General features: G+C 39.9%; 14 protein-coding genes and 1 riboswitch. Of the genes, 8 read left to right on the top strand and 6 right to left on the bottom strand.

All coding sequences use genetic code 11. The annotated features are described in order from the left end of the window. Nucleotides 1–21 precede the first annotated feature (21 nt). The 3 genes from HMPREF2637_RS02430 to HMPREF2637_RS02420 form a co-directional block, all read right to left on the bottom strand. Nucleotides 22–216: a CsbD family protein gene (locus HMPREF2637_RS02430; protein WP_002891254.1), complete on the bottom strand. Its 195-nt coding sequence runs from the start codon at nucleotides 214–216 to the stop codon at nucleotides 22–24. A 66-nt stretch (nucleotides 217–282) separates the two neighbouring features. Beyond that, nucleotides 283–915 carry a DUF421 domain-containing protein gene (locus HMPREF2637_RS02425; protein ID WP_021143946.1) on the bottom strand — a complete coding sequence of 211 codons (633 nt, stop codon included), beginning with the start codon at nucleotides 913–915 and terminating at the stop codon, nucleotides 283–285. Then, complete coding sequence (locus HMPREF2637_RS02420) at nucleotides 912–1364, bottom strand: DUF3290 family protein (protein WP_002885310.1); 453 nt, start codon at nucleotides 1362–1364, stop codon at nucleotides 912–914. The genes HMPREF2637_RS02425 and HMPREF2637_RS02420 overlap by 4 nt, the downstream gene beginning before the upstream one ends. A 371-nt stretch (nucleotides 1365–1735) precedes the next feature. Between HMPREF2637_RS02420 and manA the strand changes: the two genes are divergently transcribed. The 3 genes from manA to msrB all read left to right on the top strand — a co-directional run bounded on the left by manA (nucleotide 1736) and on the right by msrB (nucleotide 5304). Beyond that, nucleotides 1736–2677 carry a mannose-6-phosphate isomerase, class I gene (gene manA, locus HMPREF2637_RS02415; RefSeq protein ID WP_070838952.1) on the top strand — a complete coding sequence of 314 codons (942 nt, stop codon included), beginning with the start codon at nucleotides 1736–1738 and terminating at the stop codon, nucleotides 2675–2677. Nucleotides 2678–2892: 215 nt separating this feature from the next. Beyond that, nucleotides 2893–4221, top strand: a complete 1329-nt coding sequence (gene brnQ, locus HMPREF2637_RS02410) for a branched-chain amino acid transport system II carrier protein (protein ID WP_070838951.1) — start codon at nucleotides 2893–2895, stop codon at nucleotides 4219–4221. Between the two features lie 132 nt (nucleotides 4222–4353). Beyond that, the gene (gene msrB, locus HMPREF2637_RS02405; protein WP_070838950.1) at nucleotides 4354–5304 is read left to right on the top strand and encodes a peptide-methionine (R)-S-oxide reductase MsrB; all 951 of its coding nucleotides are present in this window, start codon (nucleotides 4354–4356) and stop codon (nucleotides 5302–5304) included. Between the two features lie 887 nt (nucleotides 5305–6191). Here the strand turns inward: msrB and HMPREF2637_RS02395 are convergent. The 3 genes from HMPREF2637_RS02395 to HMPREF2637_RS02385 all read right to left on the bottom strand — a co-directional run bounded on the left by HMPREF2637_RS02395 (nucleotide 6192) and on the right by HMPREF2637_RS02385 (nucleotide 9518). Continuing rightward, the gene (locus tag HMPREF2637_RS02395) at nucleotides 6192–7541 is read right to left on the bottom strand and encodes an MATE family efflux transporter (protein ID WP_070838948.1); all 1350 of its coding nucleotides are present in this window, start codon (nucleotides 7539–7541) and stop codon (nucleotides 6192–6194) included. 127 nt (nucleotides 7542–7668) lie between these two features. Continuing rightward, nucleotides 7669–8937: a nucleobase:cation symporter-2 family protein gene (locus HMPREF2637_RS02390; protein ID WP_002891246.1), complete on the bottom strand. Its 1269-nt coding sequence runs from the start codon at nucleotides 8935–8937 to the stop codon at nucleotides 7669–7671. Beyond that, complete coding sequence (locus HMPREF2637_RS02385; protein ID WP_004182304.1) at nucleotides 8937–9518, bottom strand: xanthine phosphoribosyltransferase; 582 nt, start codon at nucleotides 9516–9518, stop codon at nucleotides 8937–8939. Before HMPREF2637_RS02385 ends, HMPREF2637_RS02390 begins: the two co-directional genes overlap by 1 nt. A 148-nt stretch (nucleotides 9519–9666) precedes the next feature. Then, nucleotides 9667–9762, bottom strand: a riboswitch (purine riboswitch). Nucleotides 9763–9968: 206 nt separating this feature from the next. On the opposite strand from HMPREF2637_RS02385, the gene HMPREF2637_RS02380 reads away from it, so the two are divergent. From HMPREF2637_RS02380 to HMPREF2637_RS02360, 5 genes are all read left to right on the top strand, one after another. Then, nucleotides 9969–10649: a response regulator transcription factor gene (locus HMPREF2637_RS02380; protein ID WP_048675379.1), complete on the top strand. Its 681-nt coding sequence runs from the start codon at nucleotides 9969–9971 to the stop codon at nucleotides 10647–10649. Then, entirely contained in the window at nucleotides 10639–11613 is a 975-nt protein-coding gene (locus tag HMPREF2637_RS02375) for a sensor histidine kinase (protein WP_107373190.1), read from the top strand. The genes HMPREF2637_RS02380 and HMPREF2637_RS02375 overlap by 11 nt, the downstream gene beginning before the upstream one ends. A gap of 144 nt (nucleotides 11614–11757) precedes the next feature. Next, nucleotides 11758–12516 (top strand): ABC transporter ATP-binding protein, encoded by a 759-nt coding sequence (locus tag HMPREF2637_RS02370; RefSeq protein ID WP_070838947.1) that lies wholly within the window; start codon nucleotides 11758–11760, stop codon nucleotides 12514–12516. Nucleotide 12517: 1 nt separating this feature from the next. Then, nucleotides 12518–14518: an ABC transporter permease gene (locus tag HMPREF2637_RS02365; protein WP_070838946.1), complete on the top strand. Its 2001-nt coding sequence runs from the start codon at nucleotides 12518–12520 to the stop codon at nucleotides 14516–14518. Between the two features lie 84 nt (nucleotides 14519–14602). Continuing rightward, a complete protein-coding gene (locus tag HMPREF2637_RS02360) occupies nucleotides 14603–15097 on the top strand; it encodes a YkgJ family cysteine cluster protein (RefSeq protein WP_002885314.1) in 495 nt (164 codons plus the stop codon). Nucleotides 15098–15103: the final 6 nt, after the last annotated feature.

Below are 15103 nucleotides of genomic sequence, written 5' to 3'. Positions count from 1 at the left end.
CTTGAAAACTTCTTTTTTGTCTTATTTTTTAAAGTTATTTTTAAGGCCTTCAACAGCACCTTCAATGCCTTCTTTAACATCTTCGAGACCGTCTTTTGCTTTTGCTACAACTTTTTCAACCGCACCTTCGATTTCAGTCTTTTTGTCGCCAGTCAGTTTACCTGCACCCTCTTTAAGAGCGCCTTTAGCTTGATTTAATTTATCTTCGATTCCCATAGTAGAACCTCCTTTTTATGATGATACCATTATAGACAATATTAAACGGTAATGCAAGTGGTTTGTTTAATAAGTAACGACATTAATGTTTCCTTTATCGTACTCAGCAATAAAGATATCCGAAACGTTTTCATATCCCATTTTTTGAAGCTCTTCATTTAACCAATCCTCCGTTTTACCAATAGTATCAAGAATTTCTGTTTGAATGACCCCATCAGTAACGATTGGGTATTTCGGATTTTCATCACCCGCACGAACCACAATCAATTGGCCGTTCTGTTCAATAACTGCACGTTTAACCTCTTTGAGTTGAAAAATTCCTTGAGAACGTAATTTTAAAGCGACATCAGAAGCTGAAAGTCCTATAGAGCGACAAGCTTCAGGATCTAGTTGACCCTGTTTGATGATGACGGTTGGTTTACCGTCAATCAAATGTTTGATAAAGTGAATATTGGTGATGAGCCATTTAAGAAGTAAAATCAAAATCGTCCAAATAATCAAAATCACGATATATTGGAGGATTGAAACGGTACTACTATAAATTGTACCACCGAGGATTGCACCAAGAACAAAGTTCTGTACTTGGTCAGTAGCTGAGCTAGGTGCTAGGTTTCCTTTACCTGTTAAATTGATAACAAAGACGAGTGAAATAAGCCCCAAAGCTAGTTTAATTGCAACAGTAAGATAAAAAGATGTCATTTTTTAACCTCCACGAGTTCAACATCAGACTTGTAAAGTTTTATTTGTTCTAGCAAGTAGCTGTCAGGTTCTGAACCTGAGATGGCACGATAGTACTTGTTTCCAACTTTGAGGATAGCGCCATCTGTAGTAGTAGAAGTATTGACATAAACCTTGCTCTTATCAACGTCAAGATTTTTAGACACAACCTCGATAAAGTGAAGAGATGCTCTAAATTGGTCGTTGTTAGATTGATTGCTTTGGAAATTACTGATAGCAATTAGAACCACGGCAACTAAGGTTAAAATAGAAATAATAGAGAGTTCACGAAACTTAGTATCATGGCGTTCTTTGAAGGCTTTAAAAGCAAATACACCGGTCACTAAAATAAGTCCTGCAGTAATGGCAACCATAACCCAGTTTTGTTGGCTAATCTGACTTAGCACATAGTCATAGGAATAGAATTTCATTGAGAGATTTCCTTTCATAATATCAATAACATTATAGGTTAAAAAGTCTTTAAATTCAATCAATCTATCCGAAAAATGAAGGAATGAGTAGGATTCTTAAAGGAAATTTGCTATTGAAATGACTTGCAGCCATTAAGCCAAAATCTTATGATTTCTTTAAGGACTCTGTTGATATTTTCACAAATTATGCTTATAATTGAGGTAATCAACAATCAGAACTTGCCTAAATTTTTCGAGAATCAGAAGTCTGGTAACTTAAAGAGATTGGTTATTTTATGTAAGACTTCACTGTTAATCTCTAAGAGAGTCAACACCTTTTCTTGAATTCCAAAAAATGTTAAGGCCTCTCGTTCCTAGAAAAAGGAGTAATTATGTCTGAACCATTATTTTTACAATCTGTTATGCAAGAAAAAATCTGGGGTGGTACGCATTTGCGTGATGTCTTTGGCTACGACATTCCAAGCGACCATGTCGGAGAGTACTGGGCTATTTCTGCTCACCCAAATGGTGTTTCTACTATTAAGAATGGTCGTTATGCCGGTCAAACTTTAGATGTTCTTTATGCAGAGCACCGTGAGTTATTTGGCAATCGTCAAGAACCTGTCTTCCCACTTTTGACTAAGATTTTGGATGCTAATGATTGGCTTAGTGTGCAGGTCCATCCAGATGATGCTTATGGACTTGAACATGAAGGTGAACTTGGTAAAACAGAGTGTTGGTATATCATTGCTGCTGAACCAGGTGCTGAAATTATTTATGGCCACAATGCCAAATCAAAAGAAGAACTGCGTCAGCAAATTGAAAGTAAGGATTGGGAAAATCTTTTGACTAAGGTTCCAGTTAAAGCAGGTGATTTCTTCTATGTGCCAAGTGGTACCATGCATGCTATTGGTGCAGGTATCATGGTTCTTGAAACGCAACAATCTAGTGATACGACCTACCGTGTTTATGATTTTGACCGTAAAGATGATCAAGGTAACCTGCGTGAACTCCATCTTGAAAAATCTATCGACGTGCTTACTATCGGTGAGCCAGCCAACAGTCGACCAGTCACAACAAAAGTAGATGACCTCAAATCAACGCTCTTGGTAGCAAGTGATTTCTTCGCCGTTTATAAATGGGAAATCTCAGGTAAGGCTGATTTTGAAAAGACTGCTGATTACAGTTTGTTTAGTGTACTTGACGGTCAAGGAAGCCTCTTAGTCGATGATCAAGAATACCAAATTGCAAAAGGCAGCCACTTTATTCTTCCTAGCGATGTTGAAGCATGGCAAATTAAGGGAAACCTTGAACTGATTGTCAGTCACCCATAATCAAAATATCAAACTAGATGAGATGAGAATCTTGTCTAGTTTTTTCGTACAAGGATACAGAAAATTTGCAATTTTAAAAACCTTTGTAAATACGTTTCAATAGCTTGAAGTTCCAAACTAATCATGTCATACTAAATAAGTTGACTAAAATTATAATAAACAAGTTGTGTCTATTTGGGGCATAAGATCTTGTTTGTTTTAGATTGGAGAAACTTATGTTAAAAAAGGGAAGCCTTACAGCTTTATTGTTGTTTGGTATGTTCTTTGGAGCGGGAAATCTGACCTTTCCCCCTCAGTTAGGCTTTGAATCTGGAGCTCATTTTTGGCCAGCCATTGCCGGCTTTGTCCTATCAGGTGTTGGTATTGCCATCCTAACACTGGTTATCGGGACTTTAAATCCTAAGGGTTACATTCATGAGATTTCTCAAAAAATCTCGCCTAAGTTTGCCCTAGTCTATTTGGCAGTACTTTATCTGTCCATTGGTCCTTTCTTTGCCATTCCTAGAACGGCCGCCACCGCCTTTTCAATTGGCTTCTCTCCTTTGATTGGAAGTGGACATACTAGCCTTTGGCTCTTTGTCTTTACCGTAATCTACTTTGCTCTAGCGCTTTGGATTGCCATGAATCCATCTAAAATTCTAGATAGTATTGGACGTATATTGACGCCTATCTTTGCCATCATGATTGTTGTCGTTATCGTGGCAGGAGCATTTAAATATGGTGGTCACAATCCTCAGGATGCAAGTCAAGCCTATCAGGCTTCTGCTTTTGGTAAAGGATTCTTGGAAGGCTACAACACCTTGGATGCCTTGGCTTCTGTGGCCTTCAGTGTAGTAGCAGTAGTCACGCTCAACCAATTAGGCTTCAAGTCTAAAAAAGAGTATATCTCAACGATTTGGGTCGTTGGTTTCGTAGTTACTATCCTCTTTGGTGCTCTGTATTTGGGATTAGCCTTTTTGGGGAATCATTTCCCACTCCAAGTGGCGGGATTACCAAAAGATGCCAATATTGGTGCAAGTGTCTTGTCACAAGCCACACAAGCCATCTTTGGACCAGCGGCTCAGATTTTCCTAGCTATCATGGTGACAGTGACTTGCTTCACAACAACCGCAGGACTTATCGTTGCGACTGGGGAATTCTTCCACAAGGCATTTCCGAAAGTATCTTACAAGGCTTACGCCATTATCTTTACCTTGATTGGGTTTGCGATTGCCAACTTGGGACTTAACAATATCATTGCTTTCTCAGTACCAGTGCTTTTGATTCTCTACCCAATTACCATCACGATTGTCATGATTGTGATTGCCAACAAGTTCGTGGCCTTGTCTAAACCTGGTATGCAAGTGACAGTTGCAGTAGTCACGCTGATTGCCTTGCTTAGTGTAATTGGAAGCCAGTTTAAACTTGCGGGACTCAATGCCCTCATTAACTTCCTTCCATTATCAGGAGCATCACTGCCATGGTTGATACCAGCCATCTTGTGTATTCTTTTGTCTCTCATCTTACCTGATAAAATCAAGAGCGAAAGCTTTGAAATGGAATAAAAATGACATCCTATCACATAATATGTGGTGGGATTTTTTTGTCTCTCCAAGTCACCTTAAGTGCGAAATCTTCTCAAAAGCGTTACACTTAAGGCGTGGAGATGCAAGTATCTATTGAAGGGAGTGTTAAAAATGTCAAATCCTAATAATCATACTATTTATCTTGCTGGTGGCTGTTTCTGGGGTGTTGAGGAGTATTTCTCTCGTGTGTCAGGTGTGCTTGATGCGGTTTCGGGTTATGCTAATGGGCGTAGTGAGACGACTCGCTATGAACTTATTGGTCAGACGGGCCACGCTGAAACTGTTCAAGTGACCTACGATACGAACAAGGTGTCATTGCGAGAGATTTTGCTACATTTCTTCCGTATTATCAATCCTCTAAGCAAAAATAAACAGGGCAATGATGTGGGAACTCAGTACCGTACGGGTGTTTACTATACCGATGAAAATGACTTGCCAATTATCGAGCAAGTTTTCCAAGAAATGACTGAGCAATACGGCCAGCCTTTGGCGGTTGAATTGTTGCCTGTGAAGCACTTTATTCCTGCAGAGGATTACCATCAAGATTATCTCAAGAAGAATCCTAATGGCTATTGCCATATAAATGTTAATCAAGCAGTTAATCCTGTTATTTATTCAAGCGCGTATCACAAGCCAAGTCAGGAGGAGCTTAAAGTAAGTCTGAGTCCAGAAGCCTATGCTGTGACCCAGGAAAATGGAACGGAACGGGCCTTTACAAGTCCTCTTTGGAATCAATTTGAGCCTGGAATTTACGTTGACGTGGTGACTGGCGAGCCACTCTTTTCATCCAAGGATAAGTTTGATTCAGCCTGTGGCTGGCCGAGTTTCTCTCGCCCCATTAGTCCTGAGGTAGCCAATTACAAAGAAGACCATTCTCACAATATGGAACGCATTGAGGTCCGTAGTCGTGTGGGTGATTCTCATCTTGGCCATGTCTTTCCAGATGGTCCAAGTGACAAGGGTGGTCTACGCTATTGTATCAATGGCGTAGCGACACGATTTGTGCCTAAAGCCGATATGGAAAAAGAAGGTTACGCCTACTTACTTGACCAAGTAGACTGATTATTCACTAGTATTAAGAGATTTTCTAGCAGAAGCTTATCATAAAATAAGAGGTTGGTACTGCTTGCTACCAGCCTCTTTTGCCTGTAAAAGAAATTATTGAAAGGCCTTTAAATCTAACATAACATGTGACCTAACCGTTCAGGACAAAAAAGTGACCTTTCATTACATTTTTTAACAATTTTATCCAATTTGTTTTACTTCGTATATAGAAAAAATAGTACACTATAATAGTGAGAAATCTGACAAGTGTAAATGTGTCATTCTCCTTAGCTTTTGCTGGTTTTAGCGTCTGTAAACATTATTGTACTTTGTGTAATAATGAGTCTTCCCAACCTCCCAATATGATTTTATATGTCTTAACTTACCAAAACAAGACTAGCAAGAGAATACTAAGATATTTCCTTAAGAAGTAATGACAGTGCTTGTTAGATTTTGTGATAACATTCAGATAGTCCTAAGGACTATTTTATTGTGCTAAACCTTTTTGACGGAGATTATTATGGAATGGATGAATAAACTAATCATATTAATAGCCATTTGTGTCTTGTGGTTCTGGTCTTTTCTTTTACTTCCTAAAACAGGGGAGAAAGTAGTTTATCTTTATCATTTCCTAGCTCTATGTGGTTTAGTCATGATTTATGTTGCCTTAGTTGATCCAGCTGGTCTCTGTGATACTTTTTTCAATATTAAACATCTATGTTTTCATTAATGAATCCAGTTTGGTAATAGGTCAGGAAAATCTGAATTTAATTAATCACTCATCAAAAGAAGCTTTCTGTGTATTGATAACAGTTTATCTGTTTTCAATATGCAGGAGTTTTTTTTTCTGTATTATCGAGATTTGGACATAGAAAAAGCAGTCGGAAAAGACTGCTTCAGGTGTGTTACTGTTGTGATTCGTATCGTTTGACGATTCTATTTAAGCGCCATTGGTAACAGAGACCACTGACGATAAGACTGGCAATCAGGCCAATCCAGTAACTATAGGGACCAAGTCCAGTGACTTTTTCAAGCAGGAAGCCAACTGGGAGGGTGATGCCCCAGTAGGTTAGGACACCGAGATAAAAAGGTACCCTGGTATCTTTATAGCCACGCAGGATTCCTTGAAGCGGAGCCGCAAAGACATCTGCCACTTGGAAGAAGAGGCTATAGGTCATGAAAATGGCCGTCATTCTCAAAAAGTCAGGCTCATGCCCATAAAGTTCAGCTAAATCATAACGCAAGAAGTAGAGGAAAATCAAGGTAAAGATAGAAAATCCTAGGGCCGTTAGACGACCTAGCTTGCTGTAGCTCTTGACGGCATCCATGCGTCTGGCCCCAAATTCGTAGGAAATAATGATAGCCATGGCACTGGAAATGCTGAGAGGAAAGGCATACATGAGATTTGAGAAATTCATGGCCGCTTGGTGACTAGCAATCACTAGTGACGGATACTTAGACATAACCAGACCAACACCTGAGAAGATGGCGACTTCCGCAAAGACCGTTCCACCAATAGGGAGACCTAGTTTAAGGGCGTCAACCAGAGCTGCTTTATCAAGGGGTTGAACCTTTTCAATGTGGTAGGGCTTAATCTTTTTATGCTTTCTGATAACCTTGATGGAAATAAGGAGAAGGGCCCAGTAAGCCAATGAAGTTCCAAGCCCAGCTCCAGCTCCCCCTAACTCTGGTAAACCAGCAATGCCATAGATGAGGAGGAAATTGAAGAAACCATTGAGGGGTAGGAGCAGAAGCATGAGGTACATGGAAAGGCGCGTGAGGCCAAGTGCATCAAGGAAGGAGCGAACCACGCTAAAGAGTAGGAGGGGAATGATACCAAGACTCAAAAAGCGTAAATAACCAAGGGCGACTTTTCTGACCAAAGGCTCCAGACCTAGATGGTTCAAAACCAAGGGTGCCCCCAGAAAAACGAGGGCAAAGAGGATAAGTGATAGTCCCAAGGCCATATAAAGAAATTGATAGAAATCAGGTGCCACTCGGTCCTTGCGACCTGCCCCTAGATGGTGTCCGATAATAGGAACCAAGGCAGAGACGATACCTGTTAAAAAGGTGAAAAAAGGACTCCATAAACTCGTTGCCATGGCTACCCCCGCCAAGTGTAGGGTATCGTATTGACCAGTCATGGTAGTGTCCACAAAGGCTGCCGAAAAGTTGGCAAATTGATAAATCAGTATGGGCACAAAAATCTTGAAGAAAACAAGGAATCGCTCACGGAGAGAATGTGTTTCGTGCATTCTGTTTTCCTTTCTAAATTAATTTTTCAAACATTTGTATTTTCATTGTACTATAGTTATGACTTGGATTCAATCTGTTTTATTGCATGACAAAACACCTAAGTCAAGTGACTCAGGTGTTCTTGTGTTATTTTTCTTTTTTGTTATGGTTCAAAATGGCATTGAGGACGATGGCAAGCAAGCTTGCAACGACGATACCGTTTGAGAAGAACATTTGGAAAGCATTTGGTAGGCTGTTGAAGAGGTTGCTGCCGTTAAGACCAACCCCTGCAGCGATTGATACCGCAGCAATCAAGAAGTTGTGTTCGTTGTTGGCGAAATCAACACGTGCCAAGATTTGCATCCCTTGGATAGAAACAAAACCGAACATAACAAGCATAGCGCCACCAAGGACTGGGCTTGGGATGATTTGCGCTAAGGCACCAAACTTAGGAAGGAGTCCAAGAAGAACAAGGAAACCAGCTGCATAGTAGATTGGCAAGCGAGTCTTGATACCTGACAATTTCACAAGACCAACGTTTTGTGAAAAACCAGTGTATGGGAAGGTGTTGAAGAGTCCACCAAGGAGAACAGCCAAACCTTCAGCGCGGTAACCGTTACGAAGGCGAGTGCTATCGAGTGGTTCTTTGGTAATATCAGAGAGGGCCAAGTAAACCCCAGTTGATTCAACCATAGACACTGTAGCGATAATACACATCATGATGATTGATGACAACTCAAACTTAGGCATTCCGAAGTAGAATGGTGTTGGCACGTGGACAATAGGTGCCGCAGCCACTGGTGAGAAGTCAACCAAGCCCATGCTTGCTGCGATAGCAGTACCGACAATCAAACCAATCAAGATTGAGATGGATTTGATAAATCCTTTAGTGAAAATATTAATCAAAAGGATGATGAGAACGGTGATAGCTGCAAGGAAGAGGCTTTGACCAGTTGGTTTATCAACGTTGTTCCCCATATTTCCGATAGCCACAGGGATGAGGGTCAAACCAATAGTAGTGATGACAGATCCCGTAACGATAGAAGGGAAGAGATTGGCCACTTTTGAAAAGACGCCAGAAACGAGGATAACATAAATCCCTGAAACGATAAGGGCACCAAACATAGCACCGCTACCGTGTTTCTCACCAATCATAATAAGTGGTGCTACTGACTGGAAGGCAACCCCAAGAACAACTGGAAGACCGATACCGAAGTATTTATTAAGTTGAAGTTGGAGGAAGGTTGCTACACCACACATGAAAATGTCGGTTGAAATCAAGTAGGTTAATTCATGAGCTGAATACCCTAAGGCTCCAGCAATCATGATTGGAACCAGGATTGATCCCGAGTACATGGCAAGTAGGTGTTGCAGTCCTAGGACCGCCGCCTGCGAATGTTTCTCTTTGTTTTGCATTAGATGTCTGCCTCCTTAAATACGACCTGACCATTTTCAAAACGATCCAAACGAGCAAGTGAAACAACTGGGTAGCCAGCTTCTTCCAGAAGGGCACGACCATCTTGGAAAGATTTCTCAATAACGATACCGACCGCTTCGACGTGTGCGCCAGCTTCTTCGATGATTTGAATCAAGCCTTTGGCAGCTTGGCCGTTAGCTAGGAAGTCATCAACGATGAGAACCTTATCTTCAGGAGTGAGGAACTTGCTTGCGATAGAGACAGTGCTAGTCACCTGCTTAGTGAAGGAGTAAACCTCAGCAGTGAGGATCCCTTCATTCATGGTGATATTTTTAGCCTTCTTAGCAAAGATCATAGGGACATCCAAAGCCTCAGCAGCATAGAGGGCTGGAGCAATACCAGATGCCTCGATAGTCACCACCTTGGTGATGCCTGCATCCTTGAACTTTTCAGCAAAGACCTTTCCAATCTCACGCATGAGATCAAAGTCCACTTGGTGAGTAAGGAAAGAGTCAACTTTGAGGATGTTCTCCCCAAGGACATTCCCATCTTTGAGAATGCGGTCTTCCAGTAATTTCATATTACCTCCTATAAAAAAATAAAACTAAAGTGTATTTTGATTTTCTCAGATTCCATTGAGACTCTGACAAAGATCAAAACAATCGAATAACAGAAAAAGGCCTGCAAAGCAAGCCTTTAAAATCATAAAAAGACGGTAAAATCTTTTGATGACTTTATGACTTACTTATTGTTAGGTGTTACGGCACCTTGTAGAAACGTCACGCCAATTCGTGACATAAATAAGTAATCTTCTCATTGTTCGATGAAGCTGTCGTTGGTTGATGATAAACCAACATCAACTCTATTATAATACTATATTTTCTTTGAAGACTCAAAGGATTTTTCCTATGAAAACGCACTATTTTAAAAGTTGGAAAATTTAATCTAACATTATTGTAAGATTTGCTGAGAATGGTCGTTTCTTGGGGTATTTATTGTTATAATAGTGGGAAATGAAAGAGGTTGAGTTATGCATAAGATTTTATTAGTGGAGGACGACGAGGTTATCCGTCAACAAGTCAAAAAAATGCTAGAACAGTGGGGTTACGAAGTTGTTCTTGTTGAAGATTTCATGGAAGTATTATCTATTTTTGTAAAAGTAGAGCCCCACTTGGTTCTTATGGACATTGGTTTACCTCTATTTAATGGTTATCATTGGTGTCAGGAAATTCGTAAGGTCTCCAAGGTGCCTATTATGTTCTTGTCTTCCAGGGATCAGGCCATGGATATCGTTATGGCAATCAATATGGGTGGGGACGATTTTGTGACTAAACCCTTTGACCAAAATGTTCTCTTGGCAAAAATTCAAGGGCTTTTGCGCCGATCTTATGAGTTTGGAAAGGATCAGAGTCTTTTGGAATATATGGGTGTGATTATGAACCTTAAGGCCATGGATCTGGTTTATCAGGGAGAAGTCGTTTCTTTGACCAAGAACGAGTTTCAGATTTTACAAGTTCTCTTCGACCATGCTGGAAATATCGTTAGTCGGGAAGACCTTATGAAGGAGCTTTGGAACAGTGACTTCTTTATTGATGATAATACCCTGTCTGTCAATGTGGCACGTTTACGTAAGAAGTTAGAGGCAGTTGGTTTGAAGGATTTTATTGAAACCAAGAAAGGTGTCGGTTACGGGTTGCGTCATGATGGATAAGCGTCAATTTATCAAATATCAGATTAGGTCTCGTCTACCTTTCTATCTTTTGTTTATTTTTAATGGAATCATCTTGGTTTTGTTTGCCTTTTTATTTGAAGAGGCAGCAGATATTCTTCATTATGCCTTGACCATACTGACATTTGTGGCTATCATCATAGTTATTTGGGACTTGGTTAGCTCTTATCAGTCTTATAACTTAGCCTATCTCTATGAGAAAATGACACCATCAAGTCCTTTAGAGTTTTATCTAGCTCAGGCCTTGGAAAATGCTAAGGAGAGTCAAATGGTTCAGACTGAGGAGGAGCGCAAGCGCTATACAGATTTGATGGACTACTATACTCTTTGGGTGCATCAAATCAAGACGCCAATAGCAGCCAGTCAATTATTGTTAGGGGATGTTACAGATAGTAAAACGAGGGCTCTCTTGGAGCAAGAGGTCTTCAAGATTGATGCCTACACCAATCTGGTCTTGCAGTATTTACGTTTGGAAAACTTTCATGATGATTTGCAGTTGAGGCAGGTTGCATTAGACCCCTTAGTTAAAGAAGTTGTTAGAAAACATAGTCTATTCTTTATTCAAAAAGGATTGACTATTAATCTACATGACTTGGATGTTAAGGTCGTTTCAGATGAAAAATGGCTCTTGGTTATCGTAGAGCAGGTCTTGTCAAATAGTTTGAAATACACAAAAAGTGGTGGCATTGACATTTACTTCAAAGATAATAGACTTTATCTTAAAGATTCTGGGATTGGTATTAAAAATAGTGATATTCTACGTGTCTTTGAGCGTGGCTTTTCAGGTTACAATGGTCGCTTGACTCAGCAGTCGTCTGGACTGGGACTCTATCTTTCTAAGAAAATTGCTGATCAGCTTGGACATGATATTAGTATTAGTTCCCAAGTAGGTCAAGGAACCACAGTTTCCATTCATTTTCAAAAGCAGAAGTTGGCTATTGATTAATAACTTACAAAAGTGTAAGAAATAAGGCTAGAAATGAAAGCAAGGGTTATGGTTGAGACCTTGCTTTTTCTATAAAATGGTATCAGAAGTTAAGTAAGAGGTTCCTAGAATCTCTTCTAAATCTATTAAATAAAGGAGCTTATTATGACATTACTAGATGTTCAACATGTTAAAAAAGTCTATAAAACACGTTTCAAAGGAAATCAGGTTGAAGCCCTTAAAGATATCCATTTTACGGTTGATAAAGGTGACTATGTTGCAATCATGGGTGAGTCCGGGTCAGGAAAATCAACCTTGCTTAATATCCTTGCCATGCTTGATAAACCAACAGCAGGGCGTGTCTATCTGAATGGTATGGACACAGCAACCATCAAAAACAAGGATGCTTCTAGCTTCCGTCGTGAAAGATTAGGGTTTGTTTTCCAGGATTTCAATCTCTTGGATACCCTATCCGTTAAAGATAATATCTTGCTACCTTTGGTTCTTTCTCGTCGCCCACTTAAGCAAATGATGACACAAGTAGATGCAATCAGTCGTCAACTGGGAATTCATTCCTTACTAGAGAAGTACCCTTATGAAATTTCAGGTGGGCAAAAACAAAGGGTTGCGGTTGCGCGTGCAATCATCACTCAACCAGAAATCCTCTTAGCAGATGAGCCAACAGGTGCTCTGGATTCCAAATCTTCAGCGGCACTCTTAGATGTCTTTGATGCCATCAATACCACCGGTCAGACCATTCTCATGGTAACTCACTCGACGGCTGCTGCCAGTCGTGCGAAGCGTGTTTTGTTTATCAAGGATGGAATTCTTTATAATCAAATCTTCAAAGGAGATAAGTCTGAACATCAAATGTTCCAGGAAATTTCCGATACACTAACTGCAATGGCAAGTGAGGTGAACTAATATGTTTCGTCTAACCAATAGACTGGCTTTGTCCAATCTCATAAAAAATCGTAAGCTTTATTATCCTTTTGCTTTAGCAACCATTCTGGCTATTGCCATTACCTATATCTTTACATCTTTAACGCTTAATCCTCATCTGGATGACTTGACTGGGGCAGATGCTATCAAGATGGTTTTGGGGATGGGACTTGGAATTGTCGCCCTATCCTCTGGAATTATTGTTCTTTATGCCAATAGCTTTGTTATGAAAAATCGTTCAAGGGAGCTTGGTCTCTATAGTGTGCTAGGCTTAGAGAAGCGTCATCTCTTTAGTATGATTCTAAAAGAAACAGTGATTATGAGTTTTGTGACTTTGCTTCTAGGTATAGGTGTGGGGGCACTTTTCGATAAACTCATTTATGCTTTTCTTCAAAGGCTTATCGGTGAAAGTACTGGTTTAGTTTCGACCTTTCAAGTAATGACAATTCCTATTGTTCTTGTCATCTTTGTTTGTATTTTTAGTTTGTTGGTTTTGGTAAATGGTTTCCGATTGCTACGGCTTAATCCTTTACAATTAACTAAAGATGGCCTTAAGGGTGAAAAAAAGGGACGTTTTCTAGTGATTCAAACCCTTTTGGGACTTGGTGCTATGGGGTATGGTTACTATCTTGCTCTCTCTGTTCAGAATCCAGTAACGGCTATTATGAGTTTTTTTCTAGCTGTTCTACTGGTCATTCTAGGGACTTACCTTCTCTTTAATGCCGGGACAACAGTTGTTCTGCAACTCTTGAAAAAGAAGAAGAGCTACTATTACAAGCCCAATAATATGATTTCCATTTCCAACCTTGTCTTTCGGATGAAAAAAAATGCAGTTGGGCTGGCGACCATTGCCATTCTCTCAAGTATGGTTTTGGTGACACTTGTAGGTGCTGCAAGTATTTATGCTGGAAAAAAAGACTATCTGGCGAGTTCTGCTCCGCATGATTACTCAGTTACAGGGACGAATGTAGATTTAACAAGTACACGGAGAGCTATAGATGATTTCTTAGTACAGACGGGAAATCAGGTAAATAGAAAAGTGGAAGCAAGTTACCTCTACTTTGGTATCAAAGAACAAGAAAAAAACAAGCTAACCATCTTTTCTGAGAATGAAAGAAAAGTTCTACCAAAGTCAATTTTTCTTGTCTTCTCACAATCTACTTATAAACAATTAACAGGTAAAGACCTCAATCTGACTTCGAATCAAGTTGGCTTATTTACTAAAAATAAAATATTAAAAGATCAAAAGAGTTTGTCTGTCAACAGTCAAACCTACCAGATCCATGATAGCCTTAATGACTTTCTTAAAGGTAAAATACCCAACCTCTTCACAATCATAGTTTCTGATTATAGCTACCTTGTTGTTCCTGATATGGATGATTTTCAAGAAAGTATCAAAGGAACAGCAACCACCCAAGCTACCTATGTTGGTGTTAATGTCAAAGACCCTTCACATGATGCCAAGAAAAATTCAGATTTGCTAGACAAAATCACGGATAAAGAAACACAACAGTTAGCTGGACAAACTACTGGCCTCCCTAAGTCTTACTTCACTGCAAATAGTCGATATGATGCAGAAGGCATGGTAAATGGCTTTGTTGGTGGAACCTTCTTTATCGGCATCTTCCTATCCATCATCTTCATGCTTGGCACAGTTCTCGTGATTTACTATAAACAGATTTCCGAGGGTTATGAGGATCGTGAGCGCTTTGTTATTCTTCAAAAGATTGGCTTGGACGACCTCCAAGTCAAGCAAACCATTGGAAAGCAAGTCCTTACTGTCTTCTTCCTCCCCTTGATTTTTGCCTTTATTCACTTGGCCTTTGCCTATCATATGATCAGTTTGATTGTGCGTATCATTGGAGTTCTTAATCCAAGTCTTATGTTAGTGGTTACTATCATTGTTTGTGGCGTATTCTTCCTAGCCTATATCTTGGTTTTTGCCCTAACGTCTCGTTCCTATCGTCGAATCGTATCGATGTAATTGACATAGAGTCTAGTTCATGCTAGGCTCTATTTCTTTTATGCTATAATAGATGATAGAATTATAAATCATCGGAGAAAACACATGTCACAGACTATTGATGTCAAACGTTATGAGGAATTGGCACGTCAAAAGCAAGGAGAGCACCGAAAGTTTCTAGCACAACTCAAGAAGAAGGCTCCTAAAAATTTAGATAAGATTGTTCAGCAGGTACACAATGAAGTCTTTCAAGAAATTGATTGTACCCAGTGTGCCAATTGTTGTAAGACGCTTGGTCCCGACTTCACAGAGCAGGACATTACTCGCATTGCCAAGCATTTTCGAATGAAATTACCTGCCTTCGAGGAGATGTACCTTCAGGTAGATGAGGATGGCGACAAGGTCTTCAAGTCTATGCCTTGTCCCTTCTTAGGGCCTGATAATCTCTGTGATATTTATGATGTCCGTCCTAAGGCTTGTGCAGCCTTTCCTCACACGGATCGTAAGAAAATCTATCAGATCAATCATCTGACTATAAAAAATACGCTTTTCTGTCCAGCAGCCTACCTTTTTGTGGAAAAACTCAAGGACAGGATTTAGAAAGGA

Origin of the sequence: Streptococcus sp. HMSC065H07, assembly GCF_001837325.1 — a bacterium.
Classification (GTDB): Bacteria; Bacillota; Bacilli; order Lactobacillales; family Streptococcaceae; genus Streptococcus; species Streptococcus salivarius_H.
This window is presented reverse-complemented; position numbering and strand designations above follow the sequence as displayed.

Bases quoted from the DNA above. Each gene is read 5' to 3' on its own strand.
- HMPREF2637_RS02430 (WP_002891254.1), bottom strand. From the start codon at position 216: ATGGGAATCGAAGATAAATTAAATCAAGCTAAAGGCGCTCTTAAAGAG.
- HMPREF2637_RS02425 (WP_021143946.1), bottom strand. From the start codon at position 915: ATGACATCTTTTTATCTTACTGTTGCAATTAAACTAGCTTTGGGGCTT.
- HMPREF2637_RS02420 (WP_002885310.1), bottom strand. From the start codon at position 1,364: ATGAAATTCTATTCCTATGACTATGTGCTAAGTCAGATTAGCCAACAA.
- manA (WP_070838952.1), top strand. From the start codon at position 1,736: ATGTCTGAACCATTATTTTTACAATCTGTTATGCAAGAAAAAATCTGG.
- brnQ (WP_070838951.1), top strand. From the start codon at position 2,893: ATGTTAAAAAAGGGAAGCCTTACAGCTTTATTGTTGTTTGGTATGTTC.
- msrB (WP_070838950.1), top strand. From the start codon at position 4,354: ATGTCAAATCCTAATAATCATACTATTTATCTTGCTGGTGGCTGTTTC.
- HMPREF2637_RS02395 (WP_070838948.1), bottom strand. From the start codon at position 7,541: ATGCACGAAACACATTCTCTCCGTGAGCGATTCCTTGTTTTCTTCAAG.
- HMPREF2637_RS02390 (WP_002891246.1), bottom strand. From the start codon at position 8,937: ATGCAAAACAAAGAGAAACATTCGCAGGCGGCGGTCCTAGGACTGCAA.
- HMPREF2637_RS02385 (WP_004182304.1), bottom strand. From the start codon at position 9,518: ATGAAATTACTGGAAGACCGCATTCTCAAAGATGGGAATGTCCTTGGG.
- HMPREF2637_RS02380 (WP_048675379.1), top strand. From the start codon at position 9,969: ATGCATAAGATTTTATTAGTGGAGGACGACGAGGTTATCCGTCAACAA.
- HMPREF2637_RS02375 (WP_107373190.1), top strand. From the start codon at position 10,639: ATGATGGATAAGCGTCAATTTATCAAATATCAGATTAGGTCTCGTCTA.
- HMPREF2637_RS02370 (WP_070838947.1), top strand. From the start codon at position 11,758: ATGACATTACTAGATGTTCAACATGTTAAAAAAGTCTATAAAACACGT.
- HMPREF2637_RS02365 (WP_070838946.1), top strand. From the start codon at position 12,518: ATGTTTCGTCTAACCAATAGACTGGCTTTGTCCAATCTCATAAAAAAT.
- HMPREF2637_RS02360 (WP_002885314.1), top strand. From the start codon at position 14,603: ATGTCACAGACTATTGATGTCAAACGTTATGAGGAATTGGCACGTCAA.